Origin of the sequence: Hyphomonas sp. (genome assembly GCF_041689225.1) — a bacterium.
In the GTDB taxonomy this organism is placed as follows: Bacteria; Pseudomonadota; Alphaproteobacteria; order Caulobacterales; family Hyphomonadaceae; genus Hyphomonas.
Genome location: NZ_JBDNGN010000032.1, coordinates 1 through 23,733 on the forward strand (window position 1 = coordinate 1; position 23,733 = coordinate 23,733).

At 62.6% G+C, this 23,733-nt stretch carries 20 protein-coding genes and 1 pseudogene; 10 read left to right on the forward strand and 11 right to left on the reverse strand.

Features of this window, described 5'->3' with window-relative positions; translation table 11 throughout:
* Positions 1-110: 110 nt before the first annotated feature.
* The gene (locus ACESNB_RS02895; RefSeq protein WP_373003566.1) at positions 111-1,685 is read left to right on the forward strand and encodes an ABC-F family ATP-binding cassette domain-containing protein; all 1,575 of its coding nucleotides are present in this window, start codon (positions 111-113) and stop codon (positions 1,683-1,685) included.
* On the opposite strand, the gene ACESNB_RS02900 is transcribed toward ACESNB_RS02895, so the two are convergent.
* From ACESNB_RS02900 to ACESNB_RS02930, 7 genes are all read right to left on the reverse strand, one after another.
* Positions 1,682-2,260, reverse strand: a complete 579-nt coding sequence (locus tag ACESNB_RS02900; protein WP_373003570.1) for a glutathione peroxidase — start codon at positions 2,258-2,260, stop codon at positions 1,682-1,684. The genes ACESNB_RS02895 and ACESNB_RS02900 overlap by 4 nt on opposite strands.
* A 74-nt stretch (positions 2,261-2,334) precedes the next feature.
* A complete protein-coding gene (locus ACESNB_RS02905) occupies positions 2,335-2,595 on the reverse strand; it encodes a dodecin family protein (protein WP_373003574.1) in 261 nt (86 codons plus the stop codon).
* A gap of 112 nt (positions 2,596-2,707) precedes the next feature.
* Entirely contained in the window at positions 2,708-3,034 is a 327-nt protein-coding gene (locus tag ACESNB_RS02910) for a hypothetical protein (protein ID WP_373003577.1), read from the reverse strand.
* A 165-nt stretch (positions 3,035-3,199) separates the two neighbouring features.
* Entirely contained in the window at positions 3,200-5,380 is a 2,181-nt protein-coding gene (locus ACESNB_RS02915; RefSeq protein WP_373003580.1) for a M13 family metallopeptidase, read from the reverse strand.
* Between the two features lie 81 nt (positions 5,381-5,461).
* Positions 5,462-8,683 carry an efflux RND transporter permease subunit gene (locus ACESNB_RS02920; RefSeq protein ID WP_373003583.1) on the reverse strand — a complete coding sequence of 1,074 codons (3,222 nt, stop codon included), beginning with the start codon at positions 8,681-8,683 and terminating at the stop codon, positions 5,462-5,464.
* Positions 8,680-9,945, reverse strand: a complete 1,266-nt coding sequence (locus ACESNB_RS02925; protein ID WP_373003586.1) for an efflux RND transporter periplasmic adaptor subunit — start codon at positions 9,943-9,945, stop codon at positions 8,680-8,682. The genes ACESNB_RS02920 and ACESNB_RS02925 overlap by 4 nt, the downstream gene beginning before the upstream one ends.
* 5 nt (positions 9,946-9,950) lie before the next feature.
* On the reverse strand, positions 9,951-11,423 hold the full coding sequence (locus ACESNB_RS02930) for an efflux transporter outer membrane subunit (RefSeq protein WP_373003589.1): 1,473 nt from the start codon (positions 11,421-11,423) through the stop codon (positions 9,951-9,953).
* A gap of 238 nt (positions 11,424-11,661) precedes the next feature.
* On the opposite strand from ACESNB_RS02930, the gene ACESNB_RS02935 reads away from it, so the two are divergent.
* Positions 11,662-13,032 (forward strand): sensor histidine kinase, encoded by a 1,371-nt coding sequence (locus tag ACESNB_RS02935; protein ID WP_373003591.1) that lies wholly within the window; start codon positions 11,662-11,664, stop codon positions 13,030-13,032.
* A gap of 585 nt (positions 13,033-13,617) precedes the next feature.
* Here the strand turns inward: ACESNB_RS02935 and ACESNB_RS02940 are convergent.
* Positions 13,618-14,010 (reverse strand): hypothetical protein, encoded by a 393-nt coding sequence (locus ACESNB_RS02940; RefSeq protein WP_373003593.1) that lies wholly within the window; start codon positions 14,008-14,010, stop codon positions 13,618-13,620.
* A 306-nt stretch (positions 14,011-14,316) separates the two neighbouring features.
* On the opposite strand from ACESNB_RS02940, the gene ACESNB_RS02945 reads away from it, so the two are divergent.
* Positions 14,317-15,222 carry a CorA family divalent cation transporter gene (locus ACESNB_RS02945; protein WP_373003596.1) on the forward strand — a complete coding sequence of 302 codons (906 nt, stop codon included), beginning with the start codon at positions 14,317-14,319 and terminating at the stop codon, positions 15,220-15,222.
* Positions 15,223-15,231: 9 nt separating this feature from the next.
* Positions 15,232-16,656, forward strand: coding sequence for a mechanosensitive ion channel family protein (locus ACESNB_RS02950; RefSeq protein WP_373003598.1), 1,425 nt, complete (start codon positions 15,232-15,234; stop codon positions 16,654-16,656).
* A gap of 43 nt (positions 16,657-16,699) precedes the next feature.
* Here the strand turns inward: ACESNB_RS02950 and ACESNB_RS02955 are convergent, their stop codons facing one another.
* Positions 16,700-17,227, reverse strand: coding sequence for a GcrA family cell cycle regulator (locus ACESNB_RS02955; RefSeq protein WP_373003600.1), 528 nt, complete (start codon positions 17,225-17,227; stop codon positions 16,700-16,702).
* 276 nt (positions 17,228-17,503) lie between these two features.
* On the opposite strand from ACESNB_RS02955, the gene ACESNB_RS02960 reads away from it, so the two are divergent.
* The 4 genes from ACESNB_RS02960 (at position 17,504) to ACESNB_RS02975 (ending at position 19,870) form a co-directional block, all read left to right on the forward strand.
* Positions 17,504-18,379, forward strand: coding sequence for an ABC transporter permease (locus tag ACESNB_RS02960; RefSeq protein ID WP_373003603.1), 876 nt, complete (start codon positions 17,504-17,506; stop codon positions 18,377-18,379).
* A 262-nt stretch (positions 18,380-18,641) separates the two neighbouring features.
* Positions 18,642-19,055 carry a hypothetical protein gene (locus ACESNB_RS02965; protein WP_373003606.1) on the forward strand — a complete coding sequence of 138 codons (414 nt, stop codon included), beginning with the start codon at positions 18,642-18,644 and terminating at the stop codon, positions 19,053-19,055.
* 224 nt (positions 19,056-19,279) lie between these two features.
* A complete protein-coding gene (locus ACESNB_RS02970) occupies positions 19,280-19,618 on the forward strand; it encodes a hypothetical protein (protein ID WP_373003609.1) in 339 nt (112 codons plus the stop codon).
* A gap of 66 nt (positions 19,619-19,684) precedes the next feature.
* Entirely contained in the window at positions 19,685-19,870 is a 186-nt protein-coding gene (locus tag ACESNB_RS02975) for a hypothetical protein (protein WP_373003612.1), read from the forward strand.
* A gap of 121 nt (positions 19,871-19,991) precedes the next feature.
* On the opposite strand, the gene ACESNB_RS02980 is transcribed toward ACESNB_RS02975, so the two are convergent.
* On the reverse strand, positions 19,992-20,732 hold the full coding sequence (locus tag ACESNB_RS02980) for a GGDEF domain-containing protein (RefSeq protein WP_373003616.1): 741 nt from the start codon (positions 20,730-20,732) through the stop codon (positions 19,992-19,994).
* Positions 20,733-20,962: 230 nt separating this feature from the next.
* Between ACESNB_RS02980 and ACESNB_RS02985 the strand changes: the two genes are divergently transcribed.
* A complete protein-coding gene (locus ACESNB_RS02985) occupies positions 20,963-22,279 on the forward strand; it encodes a Na+/H+ antiporter NhaC family protein (protein ID WP_373003619.1) in 1,317 nt (438 codons plus the stop codon).
* Between the two features lie 78 nt (positions 22,280-22,357).
* Here the strand turns inward: ACESNB_RS02985 and ACESNB_RS02990 are convergent, their stop codons facing one another.
* Positions 22,358-22,795, reverse strand: coding sequence for a PaaI family thioesterase (locus ACESNB_RS02990; RefSeq protein WP_373003622.1), 438 nt, complete (start codon positions 22,793-22,795; stop codon positions 22,358-22,360).
* Between the two features lie 800 nt (positions 22,796-23,595).
* Between ACESNB_RS02990 and ACESNB_RS02995 the strand changes: the two are divergent.
* Positions 23,596-23,733 (forward strand): annotated as a pseudogene (locus tag ACESNB_RS02995) (IS3 family transposase); the annotation flags it as partial.

Here is a 23,733-nt window from a genome sequence, read left to right on the forward strand (position 1 = left end):
CCGGTTTTCATAGATAGCAAGCCACGCTGACGCCTACGGAAGGGTATGGACAATGGATTTTGCGACGCTCGACCCTCGCTGCATCTCACCTTTGTCGAAAGTCGCTTCCCATGCCTGCGTTTATCACCCTGAATGCGGTTTCCCTTTCCACGCCTGATGCCCGCCCGCTGTTCGACGGCCTGACACTGTCTGTCGGACAGGAAAGGATCGGGCTTGTCGGGCGCAATGGTTGTGGCAAGTCCACGCTGCTGAACCTGATCGCGGGCGACGCGGTGCCCGCCAGCGGATCGGTGCATCGCGCCGGGACGGTGGGGCGGCTGGTGCAGGTGCCCGATGAGAGGCCGAGCGTGGCCGAGGCGCTGGGCGTGGCGGACGGGCTCGCCTGCCTTAAACGGCTTGAGGCGGGGCAGGGGAGCGTCAGTGACGCGGCCGAGGCGGACTGGACGCTGGAGGCGCGCCTCTCCGACGCGCTGGCGGAGACGGGCCTGCCGGGGATGGTCCTGGACCGGCGCATGCGCACGCTGAGCGGCGGCGAGCGGACGCGGGTGATGCTGGCGCGCCTGTTGCTGGCAGCGCCGGACGTGTTGCTGCTGGACGAGCCGACGAACAATCTCGATGCGGATGGACGTGCCGGGATCAGTGACCTGCTGGCGCGCTGGACAGGCGGGGTCGTGGTCGCGAGCCATGACCGGGCGCTGCTGGAACGGGTCGATCGAATTGTCGCATTGTCGCCGGTGGGGGTGACCGTGTTCGGCGGCGGCTGGAGCGACTTCAAGGCGGCACGCGATGCGGCGCGGGAGCGGGCGGAGGCGGAACTCGACCGGACCGGGAGCGAGCTGAAGCGGGCGGAGCGTGAAGCGCAGGATGCCCGGGAGAAACAGGACCGGCGCGACAAGAGAGGCCGCGCGAATCGGGCCAGGGGCGACGTGCCGAAAATGCTACTGGATGCGCGCAAGCAACGGGCGGAGGCGACGCGGGCGCGGGGCGACGATGTGGCCGAGCGGCTGACCGAGGCGGGGCGCGAGGCATTCGAGGCGGCACGTGCGGGTGTAGAGGTGGAGACGCCACTGCATATCGACCTGCCCGAGACGGGCCTGGCGCCTAGCCGGGACCTGCTGAGCTTGCGCGATGTGGTGATGGCTCGCGGGGGGCGGCACCGGTTCGGGCCGCTGTCGCTGGACGTGCGCGGGCCGGAACGGATCGCTGTGTGCGGCGCGAACGGGTCGGGCAAGACGACGCTGCTGCGCCTGATCATGGGGGAGGTGGGGCCGGACGCGGGCGAGGTGCGCCGCCTGACGGATCGGATGGCGATGCTGGACCAGCATGTCAGCCTGCTGAAGGGGGAGGAGAGTGTGCTGGAGAATTTGCGGCGGCTGAACCCGGAGTTGAGCGAGAATGCGGCGCGGGCCGTGCTGGCGCGGCTTGCCTTCCGCAATGCCGGCGCGCTACAGCTGGCAGGTACGCTGAGCGGCGGCGAGCGGCTGAGGGCGGGCATGGCGTGCGTGTTCGCGCGGGCCGAGCCGCCGCTGATGCTGTTGCTGGACGAGCTGACCAATCACCTGGATCTTGCAGCAGTGGAATTGTTGGAAGACGCGCTGTCAGGCTTTGATGGCGCGCTGGTCGTTGTCAGCCATGATTCGGATTTCCTCAGCGCGTTCGGCGTGACGCGCGAGGTGCGGCTCTAGTCCGCGAGGGCAGCTTCGATGTCGGCGACAAGTTCGGCATCAGCGGGTTTCGTGGCTGACGGGTAGGCCTTGACGGGCGTGCCCGCGCCATTGGTGAGCACTTTGTGGAAGTTCCACTTGGGCTGGGCCACCTCGCCGAGTGCGAAAACGGCATTGACGTAGAAGGGATGCTCCTTGGCACCGGTGACGGCGTATTTTTTCGTCAGCGGGAACGTGACGCCGTAATTGATCTGGCAGAAGGTTTTCACTTCGGCCTCGGTGCCGGGCTCCTGGCCGCCGAAATCGTTCGACGGCACACCAACAATCACGAGGCCCCTCTCCTTGAAGGTCTCGTAGAGTTCCTCAAGGCCGGCATATTGGGGCGTGTAACCGCATTTCGAGGCGGTATTGACGACGAGGACGGCCTTGGCGCCGAGTTGGGCGAGGTCGAGCGGCTTGCCGTCTATGGTGGTGAATTCGGTGGTGTGCATGGCTGGAGTCTCCGGCGAGGTGAGGGCGGCGGAGGATGTGTCAGCGAGCGCGACGCAGGGCAGGGTGGCCAAGACGGCCAGACAGGCGAGCGGGCGAAACGGCATGGCACGGAATCCTTCCGGGGTTACCGGTCTCATGTAGGGCAAACGGCGCGCGTGTCACACAGGCAGGACAAATCTTATCGAGGGATCACGACCGACCGGGCGCGCTTACTTGGTTTTTTCGTTCCCGTGGATGCCGGTTCGATCTCGAATGTCATCTGCAGGTTGACGCGATAGCTCGCGATCTTGCCGTTCTTCACGGTGGTTGACATGTTGTTGACATTGGCCGAGGCGAGGCCGCGGACGGTCTTGGAGAAACGGCTGACGGCGTTCTTGATCGCATCCTTGAAGGAGACTGTGGACTCGGCGAGAATCTGTTGGGATTGCATAATGGCCATGGGGGCCCTCCTTGTTCAAGTGTGGAACAGGTAGACCATAGAACGCCTAAAAGGCGTATTTTCCAAGATGACTCTCGTGAAACGGGAATACGGTGAGCGGGCGGGGCCGGGTCTAGCGCATCAGCGCGAGGCCGACTTCGGAGCCTTCCTGCCAGATCACGCGGGCCTGGCCGCTGACATTTACGGCCCTGGCATTGACCGTGACGAAGTCCGGCATGATTTCATTGGTGGGAAAACGGATACGTACGCCGTTCGGCGTATAGTCGAGCACAATGCCCTTGCGCGTATAGCCCGACTCATAGGTGACCGAGGCTTCGCGATAGGATGCACCGCGCAGGGGACGCGGCGTGTCCTGCTCTGGTGCAACAGCATGCTCAATCCGATCGTCGGCGGGGGCGACAGGCTTTTTGGATCCGAACACACGGGTCATCAGGGACATCAATATATACTCTCTCAGATTCGACTGAACCAGTTCAGTTCATTCACCCGACAGGCGTGCAAATATCACGCCAAGCGTTAACCGCGCCTTAGAAACGGCGAAAGTGGACAAAAAAAGCGGCGCCCGGAGCGCCGCTTTCTCTGCTATCAACTACAGGTAAGCAGATTACCAAATTTTGATGCGCTGTTCCGGCGGCAGGTAGAGTGCATTGTCCGGCGTGACGCCGAATGCCGCGTACCATGCATCAAAATTGCGCACGATTCCGTTGACCCGGTAATTGGGCGGCGAGTGCGGGTCGGTCAGCATCTGACGGCGCATGGCCTCTTCGCGGTTCTTCGAACGCCAGACCTGGGCCCAGGACATGAAGAAGCGCTGGTCGCCGGTCAGGCCGTCGATCACCTTGTCTTCTTTGCCGTCCAGGCTGAGATGGTAGGCCTTGTAGGCCATTGAGAGGCCGCCAAGGTCGCCGATATTCTCGCCGAGCGTCAGCGCGCCATTGACGCAGGTTTCGCCGTCATCATAGGGGCAGAAGGCATTGTACTGAGCGACGAGCGCACCGGTCTTGGCCTTGAAATTGGCCTCATCCGCAGCCGTCCACCAGTTGCGCAGCATGCCGGTGCCGTCTGACTTGGCGCCCTGGTCGTCAAACCCATGGCCGATTTCGTGGCCGATCACGCCGCCGATGGCGCCGTAATTGACGGCCGGGTCAGCGCTGAGGTTGAAGAAAGGCGGCTGCAGGATAGCGGCCGGGAACACGATCTCGTTGCGGTTGGGCGAATAATAGGCGTTCACCGTCTGGGGCAGCATGCCCCATTCCGTGCGGTCGATCGGCTGACCGAGGTCGGACAGCATGTCCTGGTAGGCCCAGGTATTGACGGCCATCTGGTTGGCGAAGGCATCATCGCTGACGACAAGGCTGTCATAGGTCTCGAACTTTTCCGGATAGCCGATCTTCGGCGTGAACAGGTTCAGCTTGGCCTCGGCTTCGGCCTTGGTCGCCGCGCCCATCCAGTCGAGGGATTCAAGGTTTCCGGACAGGGCGACGCGGAGGTTGGCGACGAGTTGGTCCATCGCGGCCTTGTTCTCGGCCGGGAAGTAGCGCGCGGCATAGACCTTGCCGACCGCTTCGCCGACGGAGTTCTCGACCGTGTCGACACCGCGCTTCCAGCGCTCGCGCTGTTCCTCAAGGCCGTTCAGGGTCTTGCCATAGAAATCGAACACGGTGTCGTCGATGTTGGCGGGCAGGACGTCGGACGTGTCAATCAGGAGGTGAGCGGTGAGGTAGGCCTTCCACTGGTCCATCGGTGCCGTCTGCATGACCTTGAACAGGCCGGGTACGCCGCCGCCGGACACTTTCGCCAGCTGGTCAGCATCAAGGCCGTTCTCGGCAATCTCTTCTGCCGTGGGAGTAACCTGGCGCACGACGAACGCGGCCTGGTCGCCAAGGTCGAGCGCGTCGATCAGCGTGGCGGTCGGAAAGGCACCGCCAAGGGCGATGAGCTCGGCCTTCGTCACCTTGTTATAGGTTAGGTTGCGGTTGCGGCCTGCGGCGCGGTCCCAATGGGCTTTCGCAATCTCGGTCTCGAGGGCGATCACCTTGTCGGCGGCGGCATCGGCGTCGTCATAGCCGGCTGCGCCGAGCAGGGAGGACAGCATGGCCTTGTAGGCGGTGCGCAGCTCGGTGTTCTCGTCCTTGTCGACGAGATAATAGTCGCGATCGCCCATGCCGAGGTCCGCCTGGGTGATGTAGAAGATATACTGGTCGGTCTGCTTGGAATCGACATCGACCCAGCCGCCGACCGGTGCGGTGAAGCCGTTGGCGCCGAAGACTTCTGCGAGGTCTTCGCGCGTCTCCATGGCCTGGATTCGGTCGAGATAGGACTGTACCGGGGAGAGGCCTTTCGCTTCGATGGCAGCGGTGTCGAGGTAGGCGTTATAGATGCCAGCGACCTTGCCTTCCAGCGTGGCCGGGTCCGGCTTGGCGGCGGCGAGTTCGTCGATGATCTTGCGCACGCGCTGTTCGGATTTTTCGGCGAGCAGGGTGAACGAGCCATAGCGCGTCCGGTCGCTGGGGATTTCGAACGTGTCGAGCCACTTGCCGTTCACATAGGCATAGAAATCGTCGCCGGGATTCATGTCGGTCTTCACATTGTCGAGGTTGATGCCCCATTGACCCCAGGTGTCAGGCGTGGAGAGCTCCAGTCCCTCGGCGGTGACATATTTGCCGTCGGCGTTGATCACCGGCGCTTCAGCCACTGTGAGTTCGGCGGTGTCGGTCGAGGCTTTGCCCTGTCCACAAGCGGTGAGGAGCCCGATCGCGGCCGCGCCCAGCATTAGATGTTTCATATGTTTCTCCATTTGCTTGGACGTATCCCTTTTCCTCCCTCTCATGGAAGGGGAGGGACGCACCCAGGTTAAGTCACGTGTTCATTCGGCGGGGGCAAAGCCGCCGAGGTCGTCGCCCCGGCTGGTGCCGATCAGTTCGTCTTCATCTACGGTCACTTCGCCGGAATAGGTCTCGCCGATCTGGCGGAACGGCTTGCCGCCCCATGTCCAGCGGAATATCCGCCCGATTTCGACGCCGACGGCATAGAGGGCCGGAACCATGAGCAGGGAGACGAAGATGGCGAAGGCTACCGCGCAGGCGAGCGAGACGATCATCGGCTTCAGGAACTGGGCCTGCACCGAGCGCACGGCGAGCAGTGGCAGGATGCCGACGAACGTGGTGACGGATGTCAGCAGGATAGGACGGAAGCGGGACACGCCCGCGTCCACGAGGGCCTGGATCGCACCGGCGCCTTCATCGCGCCTCCGGTTGACATAGTCGATCAGCACCAGGTTGTCGTTGATAACAACGCCGGCGGCGGCTGCAATGCCGAAGAAGGCGAACATGGCCATCGGTGTGTTGAAGATGGCGAGTCCGAAAATCGCGCCGCAATAGGCAAAGGGGAGGGCCATCATCAGCAACAAGGGCTGGGAATAAGAGCGGAACGCCACAGCCAGCAGAATGTACATCGTGCCGATGGCGATGACGACCAGGCGACCGATCTCGGCGAAGAATTTCTGTTCTTCCTCGAAGCCGCCGGCTTCGCCGCGCTGCACGTCAGGGAAGTGCTTCTCGAAATCGGGCCAGAAGTCCTTTTCCATGGCGCCCATGACCTGGCCGCGACCGCCTTCGCCCTTGATCTCGGCATAGACTGAAACCGAACGGGTGCGGTTGCGCCGAATGATGCGGTTGATACCGGGGGCATATTCGAAATCGGCGACCTGGGTGACCGGGATTTCGCGGCCGTCGGCGGTGCGCAGCTTGAGGCTGTTGAGGCTGTCGAGGTCAGACCGGGCGGCCAGTGGCAGTCGGACCATGACGCGGACGTCTTCCCCGTTGCGGGGCAGGCGCTGGACCTCTTCACCATAATAGGCCTGACGCAGTTGGCGTGAGACATCGTTGAGCGTGATGCCAAGCGTCTCGGCACCGGGCTTCATCGTGATGCGAATTTCCTCGGCAGAGGATGACAGGTTGTCGCCGATATCATAGGCGCTGGAATAATTGGCGAGATGCGCCTTCACTTCGGCGGCGGCTTCGCGCAGGCGCGCGAGGTCGGGGTGATTGAGAGCAAAGCGCACACCGGTATCATCTTCGTTGAACGTGAAATCGAAGCCGATTTCCTGAGCGTCCTGAATGTCGCCGACCATGTCGCGCAGGCGTTCGGAAATGTCCTTGGAGCGAACCGTGATGGGGCGGACCTCTGGTGGGGCAAGACCAACCCAGGCCTGCACCTGGCGGCCCGCCGCGACGACGGAGGCCTGCACGACGAGGCCGTCTTTCAGTTCCGGATACTCCTTGCGGGTCTCGACTTTCAGCGAGTCGATGCCGGCCTGAAGCTGGTCGCGGACCTGGAGCAGGCGCTCATAGGGCGTGCCCTCGGGCATTTCGATATTGACCTGGATGAGGTCGGCTTCGATTTCCGGCATGAACTGGAACGGGACGATGCCCAGAGATTGCATCTGGATAGCGAGGGCGAACAGGCTGAAGAAGAACGCAACCGTGGCATAGCGAAACCGCACTGCCAGCTCGAGCACCGGCTTGTAGAGATTGTTGGCGAACCAGAGCAGGCTATCGGCGATCCGGCGCTGCAACCTGAGGAACCTGCCGCCAGGCCCGTCAAATTCCTGCTTCTTCATGTGCGACAGGTGGCTGGGCAGGATCAGCATGCACTCGACGATGGAGAAGAGGAGCGCCGCCACGACAACGAAGGTGATCTGCTGTGTGAACATGCGTGTCGGGCCGGTGATGAAGGCCCAGGGCAGGAAGGCGATAATCGTGGTCAGGACGCCGAATATGATCGGCTTGAGGACAAGCTGTGTGCCGACGATGGCCGCGTCCAGGCCTTCCCGCCGGCCACTCTCGACTTCCCGGTGTATGTTCTCTCCGACGACAATCGCGTCATCTACGATCACGCCGATCACCAGCAGCACGGCGAAGGTCGATAGGATGTTCCAGGATACGCCGAAATAGGGCAGCAGCATGATGCCGCCGGCAAAGGCGGTAATGATGCCGACGGTGACCCAGAGCGCAACCATTGGGCGCAGGAACAGGACCAGCACGAGCATGACCAGCACAGCGCCGCTGAGGGCCGACTGGGTGATCAGGTCCATACGTGCCTTGAAGCCCTCCGAGTCGTCCCAGAGAATATCGATCTTGACGGCTTCGGGCAGCAGGCCGTTGGCTGGATCGTTGGCGCGTTTGACGAAGTCCTTGAAGCCATCCGTGTAGGCAATGATATCCATGTCGTCAGGGGAGGGGATCATCACGAAGGCGGTCGGCTCATTGTTGAACGTCGCCTTCAGCTTGTCGCTAACAAAGCCGTCGATGACATTGGCGACGTCGGACACGTAGACGGTGCCTTCATCGGTCGTCTGGCGGATGATGATCTTGTTGAATTGTTCGGCCGTATCGGCGAGCTGGCGTGCCGTTATGTTGACGTCGCCGGTCGAGCTTTCGATCCGCCCGCCCGACGAGTTGAGGGATGATTGGCGGATGGCATTAGCGACGTCGCTGAAGCTGAGGCCGAAGCGGCGCAGGGCCTGTTCGGAGACTTCGATACTGACCTGCTCGTCCAGCGTGCCGTTGAGTTCGGCGAGTTCACCGCCTGGCAGCTTGGCGAATTCGTCACGTACATTGTCGGCGACGCGTTTCAGCGTGCGGGGATCGACCTCGCCGTGAACGGCGAAACCGATGAACCGGTTGCGCTGTTCCCAGCGCTGGATCTGCGGCTGGAAGGCCGCCTGGGGCATGTTGTTGATCTGGTTGACCCGGCGCTCGACGTCCTTGACGAAGATCTCCATATCGACGTCGTCGCGGCCCTTGATATTGACCACGCCAAAGCCTTCGCTGGCGATCGAGGTGATACGGTCCAGGCCGTTGAGATCGGCAACCGCCTCTTCGATGCGCGTGACGATCTGTTCTTCGACATCCTGCGGTGAAGCGCCGTTCCAGGCAACCGACACGGATGCGCCGGTAATGTTCACGACCGGGAACATTTCCTGTTCCATTCGCGTGTAGCCGAAGATGCCGCCGACGAAGGCGACAATCATCAGGAGGTTGGCGGCGACAGCGTTACGGGCGAACCAGGCGACGATTCCGCTCATTGTGGATTACCTTCTGCTCCGGTGACGGCAACGGTGGCCGTGGCATCGCCGGTATCGGATTTCTTGTCGGGCTCGTGGACTTTGACGCGGCCATCCTCAAGCCGTTCCATGACGGTGATGCTCATGCCGTCGAATGGCGCCTGAACGGGACTGGTGATCGCCAGTTCGCCCGCTTCGACGCCGGACCGCACATAGGCGCCGTCGGCATCGGAATAGACGAGATCGACGGTGCGGATCGACAGTTTGCCGTCCGCTGCATTGCCGATGAACAGCTTGTCCTCGCCGCGAAGCGAACCGCGCGGTGCAACCAGAACGTCCGGGATGGTGTCGCCTTCGATCGTGGCATTCACAAACAGGCCCGGCGCCATGGGCGCGTCGCCGTCGGCGCCGGCGCCATAGGGGTCCTTCAGTTCGGCGATGACATTGATCTGGCGGGTCATCGAGTTGACGGCGGCGGCGGTGCGGACGACCTCGCCGGTCCATGTGCGGGGCTGACCTGCGACCGTGGCGGTAAAGGTGACTTTCGGGCCTGGCTGGTCTGCCGATGCGGTGAAGGCGAGGGGGAGGCCGAGGCGACCCATCTGGCCGTCATCAAGCGGCAGGAACACTTCGACGACGTCATTGGCAAAGATCCGGCCCAGCGCGGAGCCTGCGGCGACGACCTGGCCGATATCGACACTGCGTTCGCGTACGCGGCCATCGAAGGGCGCATAGACGGCTGTACGATTGAGACCCAGTTCGGCGTCTTTCAATTGCGCCTTGGCCCCGTCGAGGCTAGCGCGGGCTTCGGCGAGCTGTGGCTCGCGGCGGGCGAGGGGAGATGCATCCTCAAGACCGAGATCCTCAATGTCCTGGACAGCAAGCTCTGCTTCGGCCAGTTCGCGGGCGAGGCGCTGCTCGGCGCTGGCGACGCCGGATCGGGCGCGCACGACGGCGAGTTCATAATCAGCCGCCTCGACGCGGACGAGGAGCTGGCCCTTCTTGATGAAGCCGCCATCGATGAAGTCAGGCGCGACATAGGAAACGCGACCCGAAATCTGCGGTGCGACCACGATTTCGCGGCGCGGGCGGACCTCGCCCTGCGCTTCGACGGTCAGGTGCAGGTCGTCGCGATAGATGGCCTTGGCGAAGACGTTGAGGCCGGCGCGCGCCTCATCTGCCTTTTCCGGTTCGGGCTTGATCTTGCTGAGCACCACGCTGCCGCCGATGCCGACAATGATGATGATCCCGATCGGGGCGAAGATGGAAACGAGACGACCCATAAATACTAGCTCCTGCCGCCGGCGGCGGCGTCCGTGTCAATGTTGTTTGTACCATATTGTGCGCGGGATGTACCGGAGGGCAGGCCGCCGCCGAGGGCGAGGTGATAGGCCACGCGATTGGATGCGCGACTGGCGCGGGCCGACACAAGCTGGCTTTCAGCGGTGAGGCGGCGTGTCTGGGAGTCGATCAGGTTGAAGATCGTGACCGTGCCGCTCGTGTACTGACGTTCGGCCAGTTCTTCGGCAAGGCTGGCTTCTTCGACGGCGCGGACCTGCGCTTCTTCCTGCTTGGCGAGCAGGATGTCGGCGGCCAGCGCATTTTCGACTTCGCGCCAGGCGTCGAGCGCCGCGGCGGCGTAATTGGCGACTGCCGCTTCGGCCTGTGCGACAGCGGCGTCGCGCTGGGCATCCAGGCTGCCTCCGGTGAAGAGCGGCTGGACGAGGCTGGCGATGAGATTGGCCGCGATCTTTTCAGGGTCGAACGCATCCGAGAATTCGGTCGTGCTGGTCGAGGCTGATGCGGTGAGGCGCAGCGATGGCAGCATGGCAAGCCGGGCCTGTTCGGCGCGCAGGCCTGCCGCGGCGATGCGGGCTTCGGCGCCGGCAATGTCCGGACGGCGCGACAGGAGGAGGGCCGGATTGCCTTCGGGCACGATGACGTCAAGCGTCGCGATTTCGGCCGGGGCGTCCAGCTCGGCCGACGGGTAGCGTCCGACCAGCGTTTCAAGGCGCCGGGCGGTTTCGCCGGTGATCTGGCGCCGCGCGGCGATCGAGGCTTCTGCCTGGGCCACCGTGCTGCGGGCGGTGCGCACGTCGAGGGCGTCGGCCAGGCCGCGCTGGAAGCGGCGCTCAGTCAGCGTGCGGACCCGGTCGCGCGCCTCAAAGGTGAGCACGGCGACGCGTTCCTGGGCGAGGGCTTCGTTGAGGTTGATCCAGGCTATCGCCGTCTGGGCGGCAATCGAGAGTTCGGCCGCAGCAAAGTCCGCCTGGCTGGCAGCATAGTCGGCTTCGGCGGCGCCAATGGCAGACCCGAGGCGGTTCCAGAGGTCGAGTTCCCAGCTGGCGTCGAGGCCGACGCCGTAGATGCCGTCGGTGGTCCGGTCAGAACTGCCGCCGAACGTATTCTCGGTGGAGGTCACGCCGGCCGAGGCCGATGCGCTGAGGCTGGGCCGGCGCTGGGCACGGGCGACCCGTGTCGAGGCTTCCGATGCGCGCACGAGGGCGGCCCGGGATTCCAGTGTCGGGCTGTTGGTGAGTGCCTCGTTGACGAGGCCGACCATGAGCGGATCGTTGAACTGGCTGAGCCAGTCACCGCTGGGTGCCACGCCGGCAACACCGCGCGTCGCCCATTCATCCGGTGCATTCGCCGTTTTGGTAAAAAATTCTACAGGTTGGCCGGCCCAGCGGCCGGTTGACGCGGGCGAAGAGGCACATGCTGCAACAATTGCCGTGCCGAGGAGGAGAATTGAACGTTTCATGCCGCTGGTGAGGCTCCCGTTTTTGCCCGCCCCGGATTACGATGGGCCTAGTCGACTGTCAACGAGAAATTATCGAATTTCAATAATTGTTGCGAACGTGTCACTCAGGCTCCCGTCAGGCCCTTACGCCCAAAGGCGCTTGGCATTCACGTGGCTCCGTTGTAGCGCCAATCGACGGTGGCGATGATGCGTCGCCAACGCGTTCCAGGTGCATCCCGCACCTGTGCCGGGAGACGGGATGAGCCAAACCGATCCAGTTGAAAAGCCGAAAGGGCCGCGCGATGCGGTGAGTCGCCGGGCGCGCGACTTCATCATGCTGGGTTTGTGCTTTACCGGCGTGTTGGCCCTTCTGGCCGTGAGCGGCGAACTGAACCCGGTCGTGGCGCTTGCTGCGCTTGCCATGCTGATCTCGGTCGCGATTGCCTATTTTGCCGGTACGGCTGCGTTCCTGCCAGTCAGCAGGCCGGCGTCCGCACCCGTTATTGCGGACGGCGCGGGCCGACTGGATTCCCGGCAATTGCTGAGTGCGCTGCCGCTGCCCGCTTTCGAAGTCGACGCCGAGGGGCGTATCGTGGCCTTCAATGCCGCCGCCGACCTGATCCTGCGCCTCGATGGGCGGTCCAATCCGCGAACCAGTACTGTGATCCGTTCACCCGGCCTGCTGTCGGCGATCGAGAAGATGCGCCTCAGTCCGGGCAGCGATGCGGTGTCGGTGAACGTGGAGAGTGCGCCGGACGAGACCTGGCGAGCCCACGTTTCGCGGCCCGTCGGTGCCACTCAGACTCTGGTCGTGCTGGAAGACCTGACGCCAGTGCGCCGCGCGGCGCGGGCACGGTCTGACTTCCTCGCCAATGCCAGCCACGAATTGCGCACGCCGCTTACCGCCTTGTCGGGCTTCATCGAGACGATGCGCGGCCCGGCCAAGGACGACAAGGCCTCATGGGACCGGTTCCTCGACATCATGGCAGGGGAGTCCGAGCGGATGAGCCGACTGATCGCCGACCTGTTGTCGCTGTCGCGGATCGAGTTTTCCGAACATATCGCACCGAGTGAGCGTGAAGACTTCGCCAGGATCGTACTCGACGCCACGGAGGCGCTGCAGCCGATTGCCAAGGACCGCGATGTCACGCTGGACTTGAAAGGCTCCGACGAAGACATGCCGGTCGTGGCCCACCGTGACGAGATCATGCAGGTGGTCGAAAACCTGCTGACCAATGCGCTGAAGTATACCCCGCCGAGCGGCCGGGTGACGGTGTCGTTCGGGCTCGCCGCCAGCATGACCGAGGCGCGGACGCGGGCGGCGCAGGGCTGGCGCGAGGGTGAGCGGATGACACTGTTGCCAGCGGCGGGGCGGCCCGGCACGCCGGACGCGTCGGTCTGGCTGCGCATCGAGGATGAGGGGCCGGGCATCGAGCGCGAACACCTGCCGCGCCTTGGCGAGCGTTTCTACCGCGCCGACCAGAGCCGGGGCGGCAAGATCACCGGCACCGGACTTGGTCTCGCCATCGTGAAACACATCATGGCCCACCATCGCGGCGGCCTCGCCGTCGAGACGCGCCTCGGCCAGGGCAGCGCCTTCGGTATCTGGCTGCCAGCCGCGCGGCCATAGTTTCCGAGTATATTCCCCGCTCGCCAACCGCTTGATCGCTTCGGTCTTGACGCCGTCGGCGGCGGGCGCGAGGTGATCCAGGGCGCTGGCCGTGGCGCCATTCGCGGTCTCGGCGAAAGTGACTCGGGTCCCTTTTCCTTCCGGGGTGAGGGTAATGGTCCAGATGACGGAGACGGCCATGCCCTGGAGCGGGCCGAACGCCGCGTCGAGGCGGAGCATCTTGCCGTATACGACGGTCAGGACAGTGCCGTGTGCGACCGAGCCACTGTCCCATGTTTCCTCCCAGAGCCCGCCAGCCTTCGGATTGAGCGAGAGGTGTTCGAACGTGCCGGAATACGTGTGGTCGGGGTGCCACCAGAGTTCCGGGTGGATCAGGCGGTCCCACAATTCGTCGGGGGCGAGGGTGGCGACGCCCTCCTGTTTCAATTCGTAATGGTCCGGCGATGCGGAGAATGACCTCCCCATGCGCGGGAGCAGAAAGGGCTGCGACGAGAAGAAGGGCGGCAACACGGGTCATGGCTACAGCCTCGCAGGCAATAGAGGCCTGTCGATTGTGCCCGGACGGCCGTCCGGGCAAGGGCTTGCTCAGTCCGGGACGCGGTTGAAGGCGAGCGTGTTGCCGCGTGCGGCATAGCTGTAGGAAATATAATCACCAGTCGCCTCGAGCAGGGTGAAGCAGCGCACGCCGACAGCCTCATCTTCGAACGTGAAGGACGGGCCGGCCGGGTCGGGCGCCAGTTCGTTACAGTCGGCCACGCTCGTGAGCGTGGAGACGCTCGGCTCTTCACCAAGATAGCTCTCAGTGACGGTCGTATCGCGGATCGTCATCATGCTCTTGGCGTCATCGACCGAACGCCATGTGCCCTGCAGCGCCGTTTCGGTGCTGGCGGGGGCAGGGGCATGGGCCGACTGGGGGGCCGAACAGGCCGCGAGGCCGATCAGGCCAAGGGCGAGGCAGAGAGCGGGCTGGAGCGTCATATGCGTATCCTGTGGTCGCGGCGGTGAAGTCGCTGGCGCTACGGAATGCGACAGCGTCAGATTCGGTTATGCCACGAACCTAGACGTGGCCTGCGGCATCGGCAAGTTCACCTTTCATGCCGCAAATTCCAGCTGCGTTTATGCGCGTCCATGCGATAGGTTTCGTTTGCAACGGCAAACAGGATACAGTGGCGCATGACAGTTGAAATCCTCACCGATGCGGCGCAACCGGACACGCATCCGTTGCTTGTTTTCGGGTGCGTGCTCGACGGGACGGGCGGGTGCCGCATGATTGAATGGTAGGCGGTGCAGGACTGGCAGCCGGCGCATGACGGGGAAGTCCTGTGGCCGCACCTTGATCGCACGGCCGACGGTGCCGCCAACTGGATGCAAAGCATGTTGCCCGCCTCGGAAGCCACGATTGATGTGCTGATCTCGAATGAGACACGGCCACGCGTGTTCCGTGAAGGCGACGGACTGGTCGGCGTGCTGCGTGGGATCAATTTCAATCCGGGTGACGAACCGGAGGACATGATCGTGATGCAGGTGTGGGCCGAAAAGACGCGCGTGGTGACACTGCGCCGGCGGCGTCTGCAAACGCCGCGTGATGTTCTGGCCCGGCTGCAGGAGACGGGAACGGGGCCGAAGACGGCCGGCGATCTGGCGATTGCGCTGACACGCGAACTGGTGAGCAAGATCAATAGCGCGATTGCCGACATGAATGATCGGATCGACGAACTGGAAGCCGATGCGGCGGACGCGAGGCCGGAGGATTTGCTGGGTGAGATCGGCGGAATCCGGCGCACCTGCCTCGCCTTCAAGCGCTACCTGTCGCCCCAATACGAGGCACTTGCGCAATTGCAGCGTGACCCGCTCGACTGGATGTCTGTATCCAACCGGAACACGATCCGCGAGACGCTCGACCGGCTGAGCCGTTGTCTCGAAGACCTCGATGTGCCGAAAGAGCGCGCGCTTGTGCTGCAGGACGACCTGAACAATCGCGCTGCGACCGAGATGAACCGGACGATGTTCGTATTCTCGATCATTGCCGCGATTTTCCTGCCGCTCGGTTTCGTGACCCGCCTCCTGGGGATTGATGTCGGCGGCATGCCGGGCGTGAATTCGGCCGGCGCGTTCTGGATCACCGTGCTGATCCTTGCGGTGATCGTCGGTATCGAGTTCATGTTGTTCAAGCCGATGAAGTGGCTGTGAGGACAGATCATGAACCCGGAAGATATTGAGATTGACGCCGACGCGGTGGCCAAACAGGTTGGGACGATCTTTGACAGCCTGATGGTCTGGTTCCAGGGCGTGCTGGAGCAGGCCCTCTCGATTGCGACTCTGTGGCAAATCGGGATCATTGTCGCGGCAAGCGTCGCCGGGTGGCTGCTGTCGCGCCTGCCGAACAAGAGATTGCATGGGGCTGCCGAAGGCCGGGGTCGCCCGGACGCGCTGGCGCGGGTCTACCTGTCTCTTGCGAGCGTGATGTGGCCGCTCATCAGCGTTGTTTTCATCTGGGCTGCCTTCGGCGGATTTGCCGTTGCGGACCTGCCTAATGTCGGCCTGCGCATTGCGGCGAGCCTGCTGGCTGCGTGGGTCATCATCCGGCTGCTGACCTCGAATATGAAGAAAAGCCTCCTGTCGCGGTCCATTGCCCTGATCGCATGGACCGTGGCGGCGCTTTACATCCTGCAATGGTTGGAACCGACCGTTACGGCCCTCAACGATTTCAGAATTCCGATCGGCAAGAGCTCGATTTCGGCCTGGCGGATCCTGACGAGCGTGGCGATTGCCATCGCAGCGCTCTGGTTCGGGCGGATCGCCGGTGCGACGGCGCAGTCGCGGTTGAGGTCCAATAGCCGGCTGAACCCCTCGATGGCCGGGCTTTTGGGGCAGGTCGCCAATATCCTGCTGATGGTTGTGGCGATCGCCATCGCGCTGCAGACGGTGGGCGTGAACCTGAGCGCGCTCACGATCTTTTCAGGTGCCCTTGGCGTCGGTATCGGCTTTGGCCTGCAGTCGATCTTCTCGAATTTCATATCAGGCGTTATCATCCTGATCGAGAAATCGGTGAAAGTGGGTGATTTCATTGAGCTGCAGTCGGGCGTGACCGGACTGGTCAATGAAATCAACATCCGGTCGACGGTGATTACGACCAACGATAATGTCGATATCCTTGTGCCGAACGAAGAGTTCATCAAGGCCCAGGTGATCAACTGGACGCTGCGCGAGGCGCGCCGGCGCACGCATATCAAATTCGGTGTGGCTTATGGCACCGACAAGGACCTTGTGCGCCAGGCCGGCATGGAAGCCGCCGCCGAGGTCAAATGGACGCTGGAAAACATGGGCCCGCGCATGCCGCAGGTCTGGCTGGTGGGTTTCGGGGATTCCAGTCTCGATTTCGAGCTCGTCGTGTGGCTGACGGAAGAGGCGGTGAAGAAGCCGTCCAAGGTCGTCGCCGACTATAATTGGGCGATCCATTCGGCGCTGGAGCGGCATGGTATCGAAATCCCGTTCCCGCAGCAGGACCTGCACGTCAAATCCTCGGATGCGATACGGGTGCGCATCGAAACAGGCGGCTCGGATGAGGCGCCGTCACCGGACACAGATGTGGCCACCGAAACGGAAAAAGCCCCCAAAGAATAACTCCGGGGGCTTTCCTGTTCGTCGCTGGGGTTACCGACTGATATCAGCCGGCGATGCGACGCACATAATCGTACTGGTTCTTCTTCGTGTCGCGCTTGCGGGCGGGCTGGAACGCCACTTTCGCATGCTCGCTGCAATAGGGACCGCAGTCCGACTTGCGGCCACAGAAGGCGAACTTCGGATCAGCCGGATCGCCGATCGGCCATTTGCACATTGAATCACGCAAGGTGAGGATGGTCGCAGCGCCGCCATCGGCCAGTTTCAGTGGCGGAAGCGGTGCGATCATCGCCGTGCGCTCGACAGGCCGGGCCTGCTCGATCGGTGTGGTGACAGCCGGCGCCGGCATCGTGACTGAACCGTCCGGCATCACGCGTGGCTTTGGCCGGGCCAAGCGCGGCGGGCGCTTGACGGGGCGCGACGGTGTCGCGCGGCCCGACAGGCCAAGGCGATGCACCTTGCCGATCACGGCGTTGCGGGTCACGCCGCCCAATTGCTTGGCGATTTGCGAAGCCGAATGGCCCTCCGCCCAAAGTTTCTTGAGCACTTCTACCCGTTCATCAGTCCATGCCATGGATTTAGGTCTCCCAGCTCTAGGTTCAGGGCCCCATACACGGTCCCGTCAGCCCCTACATGTTGTGATAGCAGTTACGCGCTATCTCTCTCAGCACCTAGATATCGTATCAGGACCGAAATGAAACACAACATGCGGACTTGGCTATCCACAGGCTTTCCATATGTTGTGTCTTGTGAGTCGCACTTTCAGCATGTGGGCCCAATTTTCGGGCAAAGGCAAAAAAGTCGCGTCTTGCCCCTCGCTCATGCGAGCATAGCACTTTAGATAACCCGCATGACAGACATCAGCTCAGACGCCAAACCCGCCAGCGCGAATTCCACCGTTTCTTCCAGTCCGGAATCCAGTTTCAGGGTCATCCGCCAATATGGCGCGATCAACGGGCTTGGCCTTTGGACGTTGTACAAGCGCGAAATCGGCCGGTTCCTGAAAGTGTGGATGCAGACCGTGTTCGCGCCGGTGGTGACGACATTGTTGTTCATGACGGTGTTCAAGCTGGCGTTCGGCGACCGGGGGCGCCTGACCGGCGATTTCGACGGGCTGAACTATAATGATTTCCTCGCGCCCGGCCTGATCATCATGGCGATCCTGCAGAACGCCTTCCAGAATACGAGCTCGAGCCTGGTGCAGGCCAAGTTCAATTCGACCCATGTCGATTTCCTGATGCCGCCTCTGTCACCGCTCGAGCTGACGGCAGGCTTCCTGGGCGGGGCAATTACGCGCGGTGTGATCGTGGCCGTGATTTCGGGGATCGGCATCCAGCTGAGTGGCCTGGCCGACCTGTCGGTCGTGCATGTCTGGCCGATCATATGGTTTAGCCTGACGGCAGCGATCATCCTCGGCGCGCTGGGCGCGATGGGCGGCATCTGGGCCGACAAGTTCGACCACCTGTCGGCGGTGACGAATTTCGTGATCGTGCCGCTGACCTTCCTGTCGGGCACGTTCTACGACATCAAGGTAATGAAGGAGCCGTTCCTGACAATGGCGCACCTGGATCCGTTTTTCTACATGATTGACGGGTTCCGCTATGGTTTCATCGGCGTCGCGAATTCGTCCGTGGTCACCGGAGTGATCGTGACGGGCGTGTTGTCCGTACTGTCGACCGGGGCCGTCTGGTGGATGTTCCGGACGGGATACAAGCTGAAAGCCTGATTCCCGCATTACGGGAGTCTCATTGACCCTTGCGTGCCCCGTGCGGTTAATGCGCACCGAGCACACGCGGAGGATATTATGCGTATTGCAAAACTCGCTGCCGGGACGGTGCTGGCTATGGCGCTGGCAGGTTGCCAGAACCTGATCCCGCAGGAAATGAGCGTCTCCGAACTATTGCGCCAATCCTGAAAAATCGCAGGAAAACGTCTGCCGGCTGAAAGTCGAAATCGACGGCCAGACGACAGCACTGTCTGATACCGACATGCGCCTGTCGGATGCGCGCGGCGTAGCCGACAGTGCGTCCGATGCGGCGGCCCGTGCACAAGCCACGGCTGACGAAGCGATGCAGCGCGCCAATGCGGCGCTCTCCAAGACCGACGAAATGGTCTGCGAGACGCTCACCGTGCAGAAGACCGATACCGGCACCTGCCGCCCGGGTTATGAGCTGACCAGCTGCACCCAGACGCGCTACACCGAGCGTGCCGGTGGCTTGTCTTTCCTGCGCGAGATCAATGACGAGAAGTGCCGCTTCAACGAGCGCGTTCTCGAAATGCAGGTCCGCTGCTGTAACACGGCTTCGGCCGCACCACAGCCGGAAGACGCCACCATCGTCGAGGACATGCCGGAGCCTGAGGCAGAGCCTGAGACACCGGAAGATTCGCCGCTGAGCTTCTAGCAAAGACTTCTACCAAAACCGGGGGGGATTCTCCGGGGGGTTGGGAAGAGAGCCGCCTGCATGTCTTTGCAGGCGGCTTTTTCTTGGACTGAAGGTTCGCCACATTTTGGCCCGGAGTCTTAGCATTCAGACAGGTTGGGAACGGGTGGGGCAGGGCGGCGCTTAGTCTGTCACCTGCACCGGGCAAGCGCCCAACCGGCGGGACGACAAATGGAGTAAATACGATGAAACCAACATTCGCATTCGCAGCCATTGCTACCCTGATGGCGGCTCCCGCCCTTGCCGGCGAAACAATGGCGCTGGCCGAAATCGACCTGAACGCCGACGGCTATGTGTCGATCGAAGAAGTGAAACTGCATCATCCCGACGTGACGGCGGAATCCTTTGCCGACTGGGACGTCAATGGCGACGCGAAATTGTCGGAGGCGGAATTCTCGGCCTGGCAAAAAGCGACGTCTGACGGCTATGGCACGGTGACCATCGAAGACCCAACCGATGCTTCCGATGATGGCATTGACGACGCGATGGACGATGCCAGCGACGCCATAACGGACGGCCAATAATCCCGGAGCGTAATCCCCCTTCCGCTTCTGGTGAAAGAAAGGCCCTGGTGAAAGCCGACATAGAACATGGCAAAGGGACAGACCATTGCCGGGATGAGCGCGCTCAGCCAGAGAACGGCGACGCGGCCATCCGGCGTGAACCCCTTCGAGGCCAGATACACAGTGCCGAACGAAAGGGTGACCGAAACAGTAAACACAATGGCCATGTTGCGGGCCTGTCCGATCCAGACCTTTCGGGTGCTGATTGTCTGATTCATCTACGGATCATTTCATAGCGCATGTCGGAGGAGATACCGAGTATGCTTTGACTGTTCGCGTGTCAGAACGATGAAATTTGACAAAATATTGCGCGGCGTAACGGGGGCTGTGGAGGCTAGGCTGCCAGCGTGCACCGGTTCCGACCGCAGTTCTTGGCGTCGTAAAGAGCTTTGTCGGCGCGACTGAGCAGGGCGGAGAGTGTGTCGTCGGCCCGCGCAGTGGCGAGGCCAAGGCTGATGGTGACGCGGACGACTTCGCCCTTGTAAATCAGGCAGGTGGACTCTGTCGCCTGACGCAAGGCCTCGGCGATACGGCTCAGCGCGACAATGTCTTTGACCTTGCACATGACGGTGAACTCTTCACCGCCAAGGCGGGCGACAAGCGCGTCCGGCGGGGCGGCGTGGATTAGGGTTTGTGCGACATGAGTCAGCGTTTCGTCGCCCGCCTCGTGGCCGTGACTGTCGTTGACTTGCTTGAACCAGTCTATGTCGATGAGAATGAGGCCGGACAGCGAATTCTTTGCGCGCGATGCTTCAAGTTGCGCGGCGCCCCGCTCAGTAAAGCTGCGGCGGTTGGCAAGGCCGGTGAGATCGTCACTGTTGGCAAGCTTGCGGAACTTGAGGTGGAGGCGAAGAAGGCGCAAGCGGAGTCGGATTGCCATGGCTTGGGCGATCGGCACGATGGCCAGAGGAAGTCCGAAGGACAAGGCCAGCGCATGGGTGCGGGAATGCGTGTCGAGATCGGCGGTGGTGAACCAGGTGACCGACACCGCAAAAACGACAGCACAGACGATCACGGATAGCGCCAGCCGAAGCTGCTCTATCCAGAAGTCTCGCTCGACGTTGCGTTGGTCCACTTTGCTCCCCCTTTGCGGGCCTTAAGTCCCTTGTTATCGCAGACAAAGACTTAAAATATCTGGTGCAGGTGGAGAAAATTTGATGCATCGGGTCGATTGTGTCCGCGAGACTTTCAACTCGTGCTGGGCTTTTGGCGGCAGATCGGCTTAGTCTGCGGATCCAACCATCGGGAGGCTGAGCCCTGGATATCCTGACAATACTGCCGCCAGTGTTGGCGATCATCGTCGCGATGCTGACACGCAATGTGTATGCAGCGCTGGGACTGGCGCTTGTAACATCAGAAACGCTGATCGCCGGGTTCAATCCGGGCATGGGGGCGCTGGGCAGCATTGACCGGGCGGCTGCGGTTTTCGAGAGCGCGGGCAATACGCGTGTCCTGCTTTTTTGCCTGCTGATCGGCGCGTTGATTGCGTGGATGCGTGACAGCGGCGGCGTGGAGGCCGTGGTGAGCGGCCTGATGAAGCGCGGCCTGGTTTCGACCCCCCGGCGGGCCGCGCTGGCGCCAGCGCTGGCGGGCACGGCGATCTTCGTGGAAACCAATGTCAGCCTGCTGAGCAGCGGCGTGCTCGGCCAGCGCCTGTTCGACGCGCATGGCCTGTCGCGCGAACGCCTCGCCTATATCATCGACTCCACCTCGGCGCCGGTCAGCGCGCTGATCCTGCTGAACGGCTGGGGCGCGTATGCGCTCGGCCTTGTCGAGCCGTATGGATTCGAGAGCCCGATTGGCGTCGTGGCCGGCACGATTCCGTGGAATTTCTATGCGCTGCTAACGCTGGCGGGGGTGTACCTGACGGTGTTCACGGGCCGGGTATTCGGGCCGATGAAGACGGCGGGCCTGGACCGGGATGTGCTGGTGGAAGACGAGGAGGCGTTGGCGCCGACGCGGTCGATCTACATGTGGCTGCCGCTCCTCACCATGATTGGTGCCTCGCTCGGCTTCATGGCGTGGACCGGCGGGGGCAATATCCTGGCCGGCAATGGCAGCCAGTCGATCCTCTGGGCGGTGTGCCTGGCGATGCTGGTGGCGGGCGTCGTGCTGGTCGCGGGCCGGGCCTTCGGCAAGGGCGAGCTGCAGGCGCGCGGCTTTGCCGGGATCGCGGAAATGGTGCCGGTTGTCGCCATCCTGTTCCTGTCGATTGCACTGGGTGACAGTCTGCGCGTCCTCGGGACAGGGACGTACATGGCGGGCGTGGCGGAGGCGTTCGTGTCGCCGATCATTGTGCCGGCAGTGGTGTTCGTGGTTGCGGGGGTGACGGCGTTCATGACCGGCACGAGCTGGGGCACCTATGGCATCATGATCCCGATTGCGATGCCGCTGGCCGTGGCGCTGGGCATTCCGCCCTCGCTGGCGCTGGCGGCGGTGCTGGGCGGCGGCGTGTTCGGCGACCATTGCTCGCCGATATCTGACACGACGATCATCGCCTCGCTGGCGGCGGGCTGTGACCATATCGAGCATGTCCGCACGCAGCTGCCCTATGCGCTGGTGGCGGGCGGGATCGCGGTGGTGATGTACCTTGCGGCGGGCGTCTGGCTGAGCCTGGCTTGACCCCCCTCTAGAGCTTCCCCCTTGCAGGAGGGAGAACAGTCGGCGCGGTTTGGACAGAATGCTGCGAGGGGGAGGTGGTCAGCCTTTAGGGCGGAGCACCAGCTGCGAGCAGCGGAAGAGAACCATGCGCTTGGCCGTTGCCATATGCGTGATTTCGCAATCCCAGACCTGTGTCGTGCCGCCGGTATGGACCGGCGTGGCGTGGGCCTGGACGCGGCCTTCGAGGGCGGTGGAGAAGAAGTTCGATTTCAGTTCGATCGTGGTGAAACCTGTCGCGCTTGCGGGCAGGTTGGCCATCGTGCCATAGCCGCAGAGCGCGTCGGCGAGGGTGACGAGGCTGCCGGCATGGAGGAAGCCATTGGGCGCATGGTGCGTGGCGACGATCTCGAAATAGCCCTCGACGAGGTGGCGTTCCAGCGTGGTGACGATAATGCCGAGATGGCCGGGCAGCTTGCCTTTGCCGCGCGCGGTGAAGGCCGCGGGATCGAGCTGGTCTTCGGTATGGCGGTAGTCCATGGGCAGGCTCCGGCGGCGGTATGTTCCAGACAGCAAAAAAGGCGCGGTCCCTAGGGCACGCGCCTTTCCTGCGTCATCGAATTAGACTACCTAGACCAAGTGTTAGCACTCATCGTCGGTCATCGGCTGACACGGGGCTAGGTCGGTTCCGTTTGAGCGGTTCCTTCGTTGCCCGGGCTCTGGCAGGTCGCTCCGAAGAGCGCCCAAATCCATCACCTCGGCCAGTCATCACCCAGGGGTAAAGTTCTGGCCTAACCGTCGGGCATCCCGAGGGATTTTCCTTTGGTTACCGCGTTTCGGATCGCGCCCCGGTCGCGGCATAGGGCTCCAAATCGAAGGGTCTAGCTCCCCCAAAGATGGACATCGCTTGGCTTTGTCCCGATGCCTGACCCTTGCCCTTCGTTTCCACCGTTCTCACGGTCTGAGTATTGGCCCGGGATCACCGGGTGCGATGTGCTGGGCCATCGTTCTGTCGCGGATTGTGCTCCCGCGCCGAGGTCGTTATCTTGCAGAAACGATCTCACCAAAACTCGCCTGAGTCGAGTCCCTGTCCATCTTTTTTCCGCCCCCAGAGGGAAGAATTCCACAGTTTTGCGACGGCCGTGAAATTGTTGCACTGCACACGCATACGAACCACGAACAAAAGCCCGGAAAAAGCCCAGTGGGGTCACGGAGAGGGCCCGGAGGCGGTGGTATGTGTACGGAGGGTGGGGCTGTTTCCCGTTATCGACCGTGAGACAGATCGGCCAAATTGCTAAGTGAGGGTTTGTGGCTCATCCTTTCCTTGGAAGGCAATGACCCTGAGGCAGAAATCAAAGGCCGAAGGATCGGCTGAGCGACACGTTAAAGAGATCAAGCGGCAGACCCGGCGGAAGTTTTCTGCTGAGGAGAAGATCCGTATTATTTTGGAGGGCCTGCGCGGGGAGTATTCCATTGCG

Coding starts and splice junctions, on each gene's coding strand:
- ACESNB_RS02965 (WP_373003606.1), top strand. CDS start 18,642: ATGCGCCTGTCGGATGCGCGCGGCGTAGCCGACAGTGCGTCCGATGCG.
- ACESNB_RS02955 (WP_373003600.1), bottom strand. CDS start 17,227: ATGGCATGGACTGATGAACGGGTAGAAGTGCTCAAGAAACTTTGGGCG.
- ACESNB_RS02970 (WP_373003609.1), top strand. CDS start 19,280: ATGAAACCAACATTCGCATTCGCAGCCATTGCTACCCTGATGGCGGCT.
- ACESNB_RS02990 (WP_373003622.1), bottom strand. CDS start 22,795: ATGGACTACCGCCATACCGAAGACCAGCTCGATCCCGCGGCCTTCACC.
- ACESNB_RS02910 (WP_373003577.1), bottom strand. CDS start 3,034: ATGTCCCTGATGACCCGTGTGTTCGGATCCAAAAAGCCTGTCGCCCCC.
- ACESNB_RS02895 (WP_373003566.1), top strand. CDS start 111: ATGCCTGCGTTTATCACCCTGAATGCGGTTTCCCTTTCCACGCCTGAT.
- ACESNB_RS02930 (WP_373003589.1), bottom strand. CDS start 11,423: ATGAAACGTTCAATTCTCCTCCTCGGCACGGCAATTGTTGCAGCATGT.
- ACESNB_RS02935 (WP_373003591.1), top strand. CDS start 11,662: ATGAGCCAAACCGATCCAGTTGAAAAGCCGAAAGGGCCGCGCGATGCG.
- ACESNB_RS02975 (WP_373003612.1), top strand. CDS start 19,685: ATGGCAAAGGGACAGACCATTGCCGGGATGAGCGCGCTCAGCCAGAGA.
- ACESNB_RS02985 (WP_373003619.1), top strand. CDS start 20,963: ATGCTGACACGCAATGTGTATGCAGCGCTGGGACTGGCGCTTGTAACA.
- ACESNB_RS02950 (WP_373003598.1), top strand. CDS start 15,232: ATGAACCCGGAAGATATTGAGATTGACGCCGACGCGGTGGCCAAACAG.
- ACESNB_RS02940 (WP_373003593.1), bottom strand. CDS start 14,010: ATGACGCTCCAGCCCGCTCTCTGCCTCGCCCTTGGCCTGATCGGCCTC.
- ACESNB_RS02915 (WP_373003580.1), bottom strand. CDS start 5,380: ATGAAACATCTAATGCTGGGCGCGGCCGCGATCGGGCTCCTCACCGCT.
- ACESNB_RS02905 (WP_373003574.1), bottom strand. CDS start 2,595: ATGGCCATTATGCAATCCCAACAGATTCTCGCCGAGTCCACAGTCTCC.
- ACESNB_RS02900 (WP_373003570.1), bottom strand. CDS start 2,260: ATGCCGTTTCGCCCGCTCGCCTGTCTGGCCGTCTTGGCCACCCTGCCC.
- ACESNB_RS02920 (WP_373003583.1), bottom strand. CDS start 8,683: ATGAGCGGAATCGTCGCCTGGTTCGCCCGTAACGCTGTCGCCGCCAAC.
- ACESNB_RS02925 (WP_373003586.1), bottom strand. CDS start 9,945: ATGGGTCGTCTCGTTTCCATCTTCGCCCCGATCGGGATCATCATCATT.
- ACESNB_RS02960 (WP_373003603.1), top strand. CDS start 17,504: ATGACAGACATCAGCTCAGACGCCAAACCCGCCAGCGCGAATTCCACC.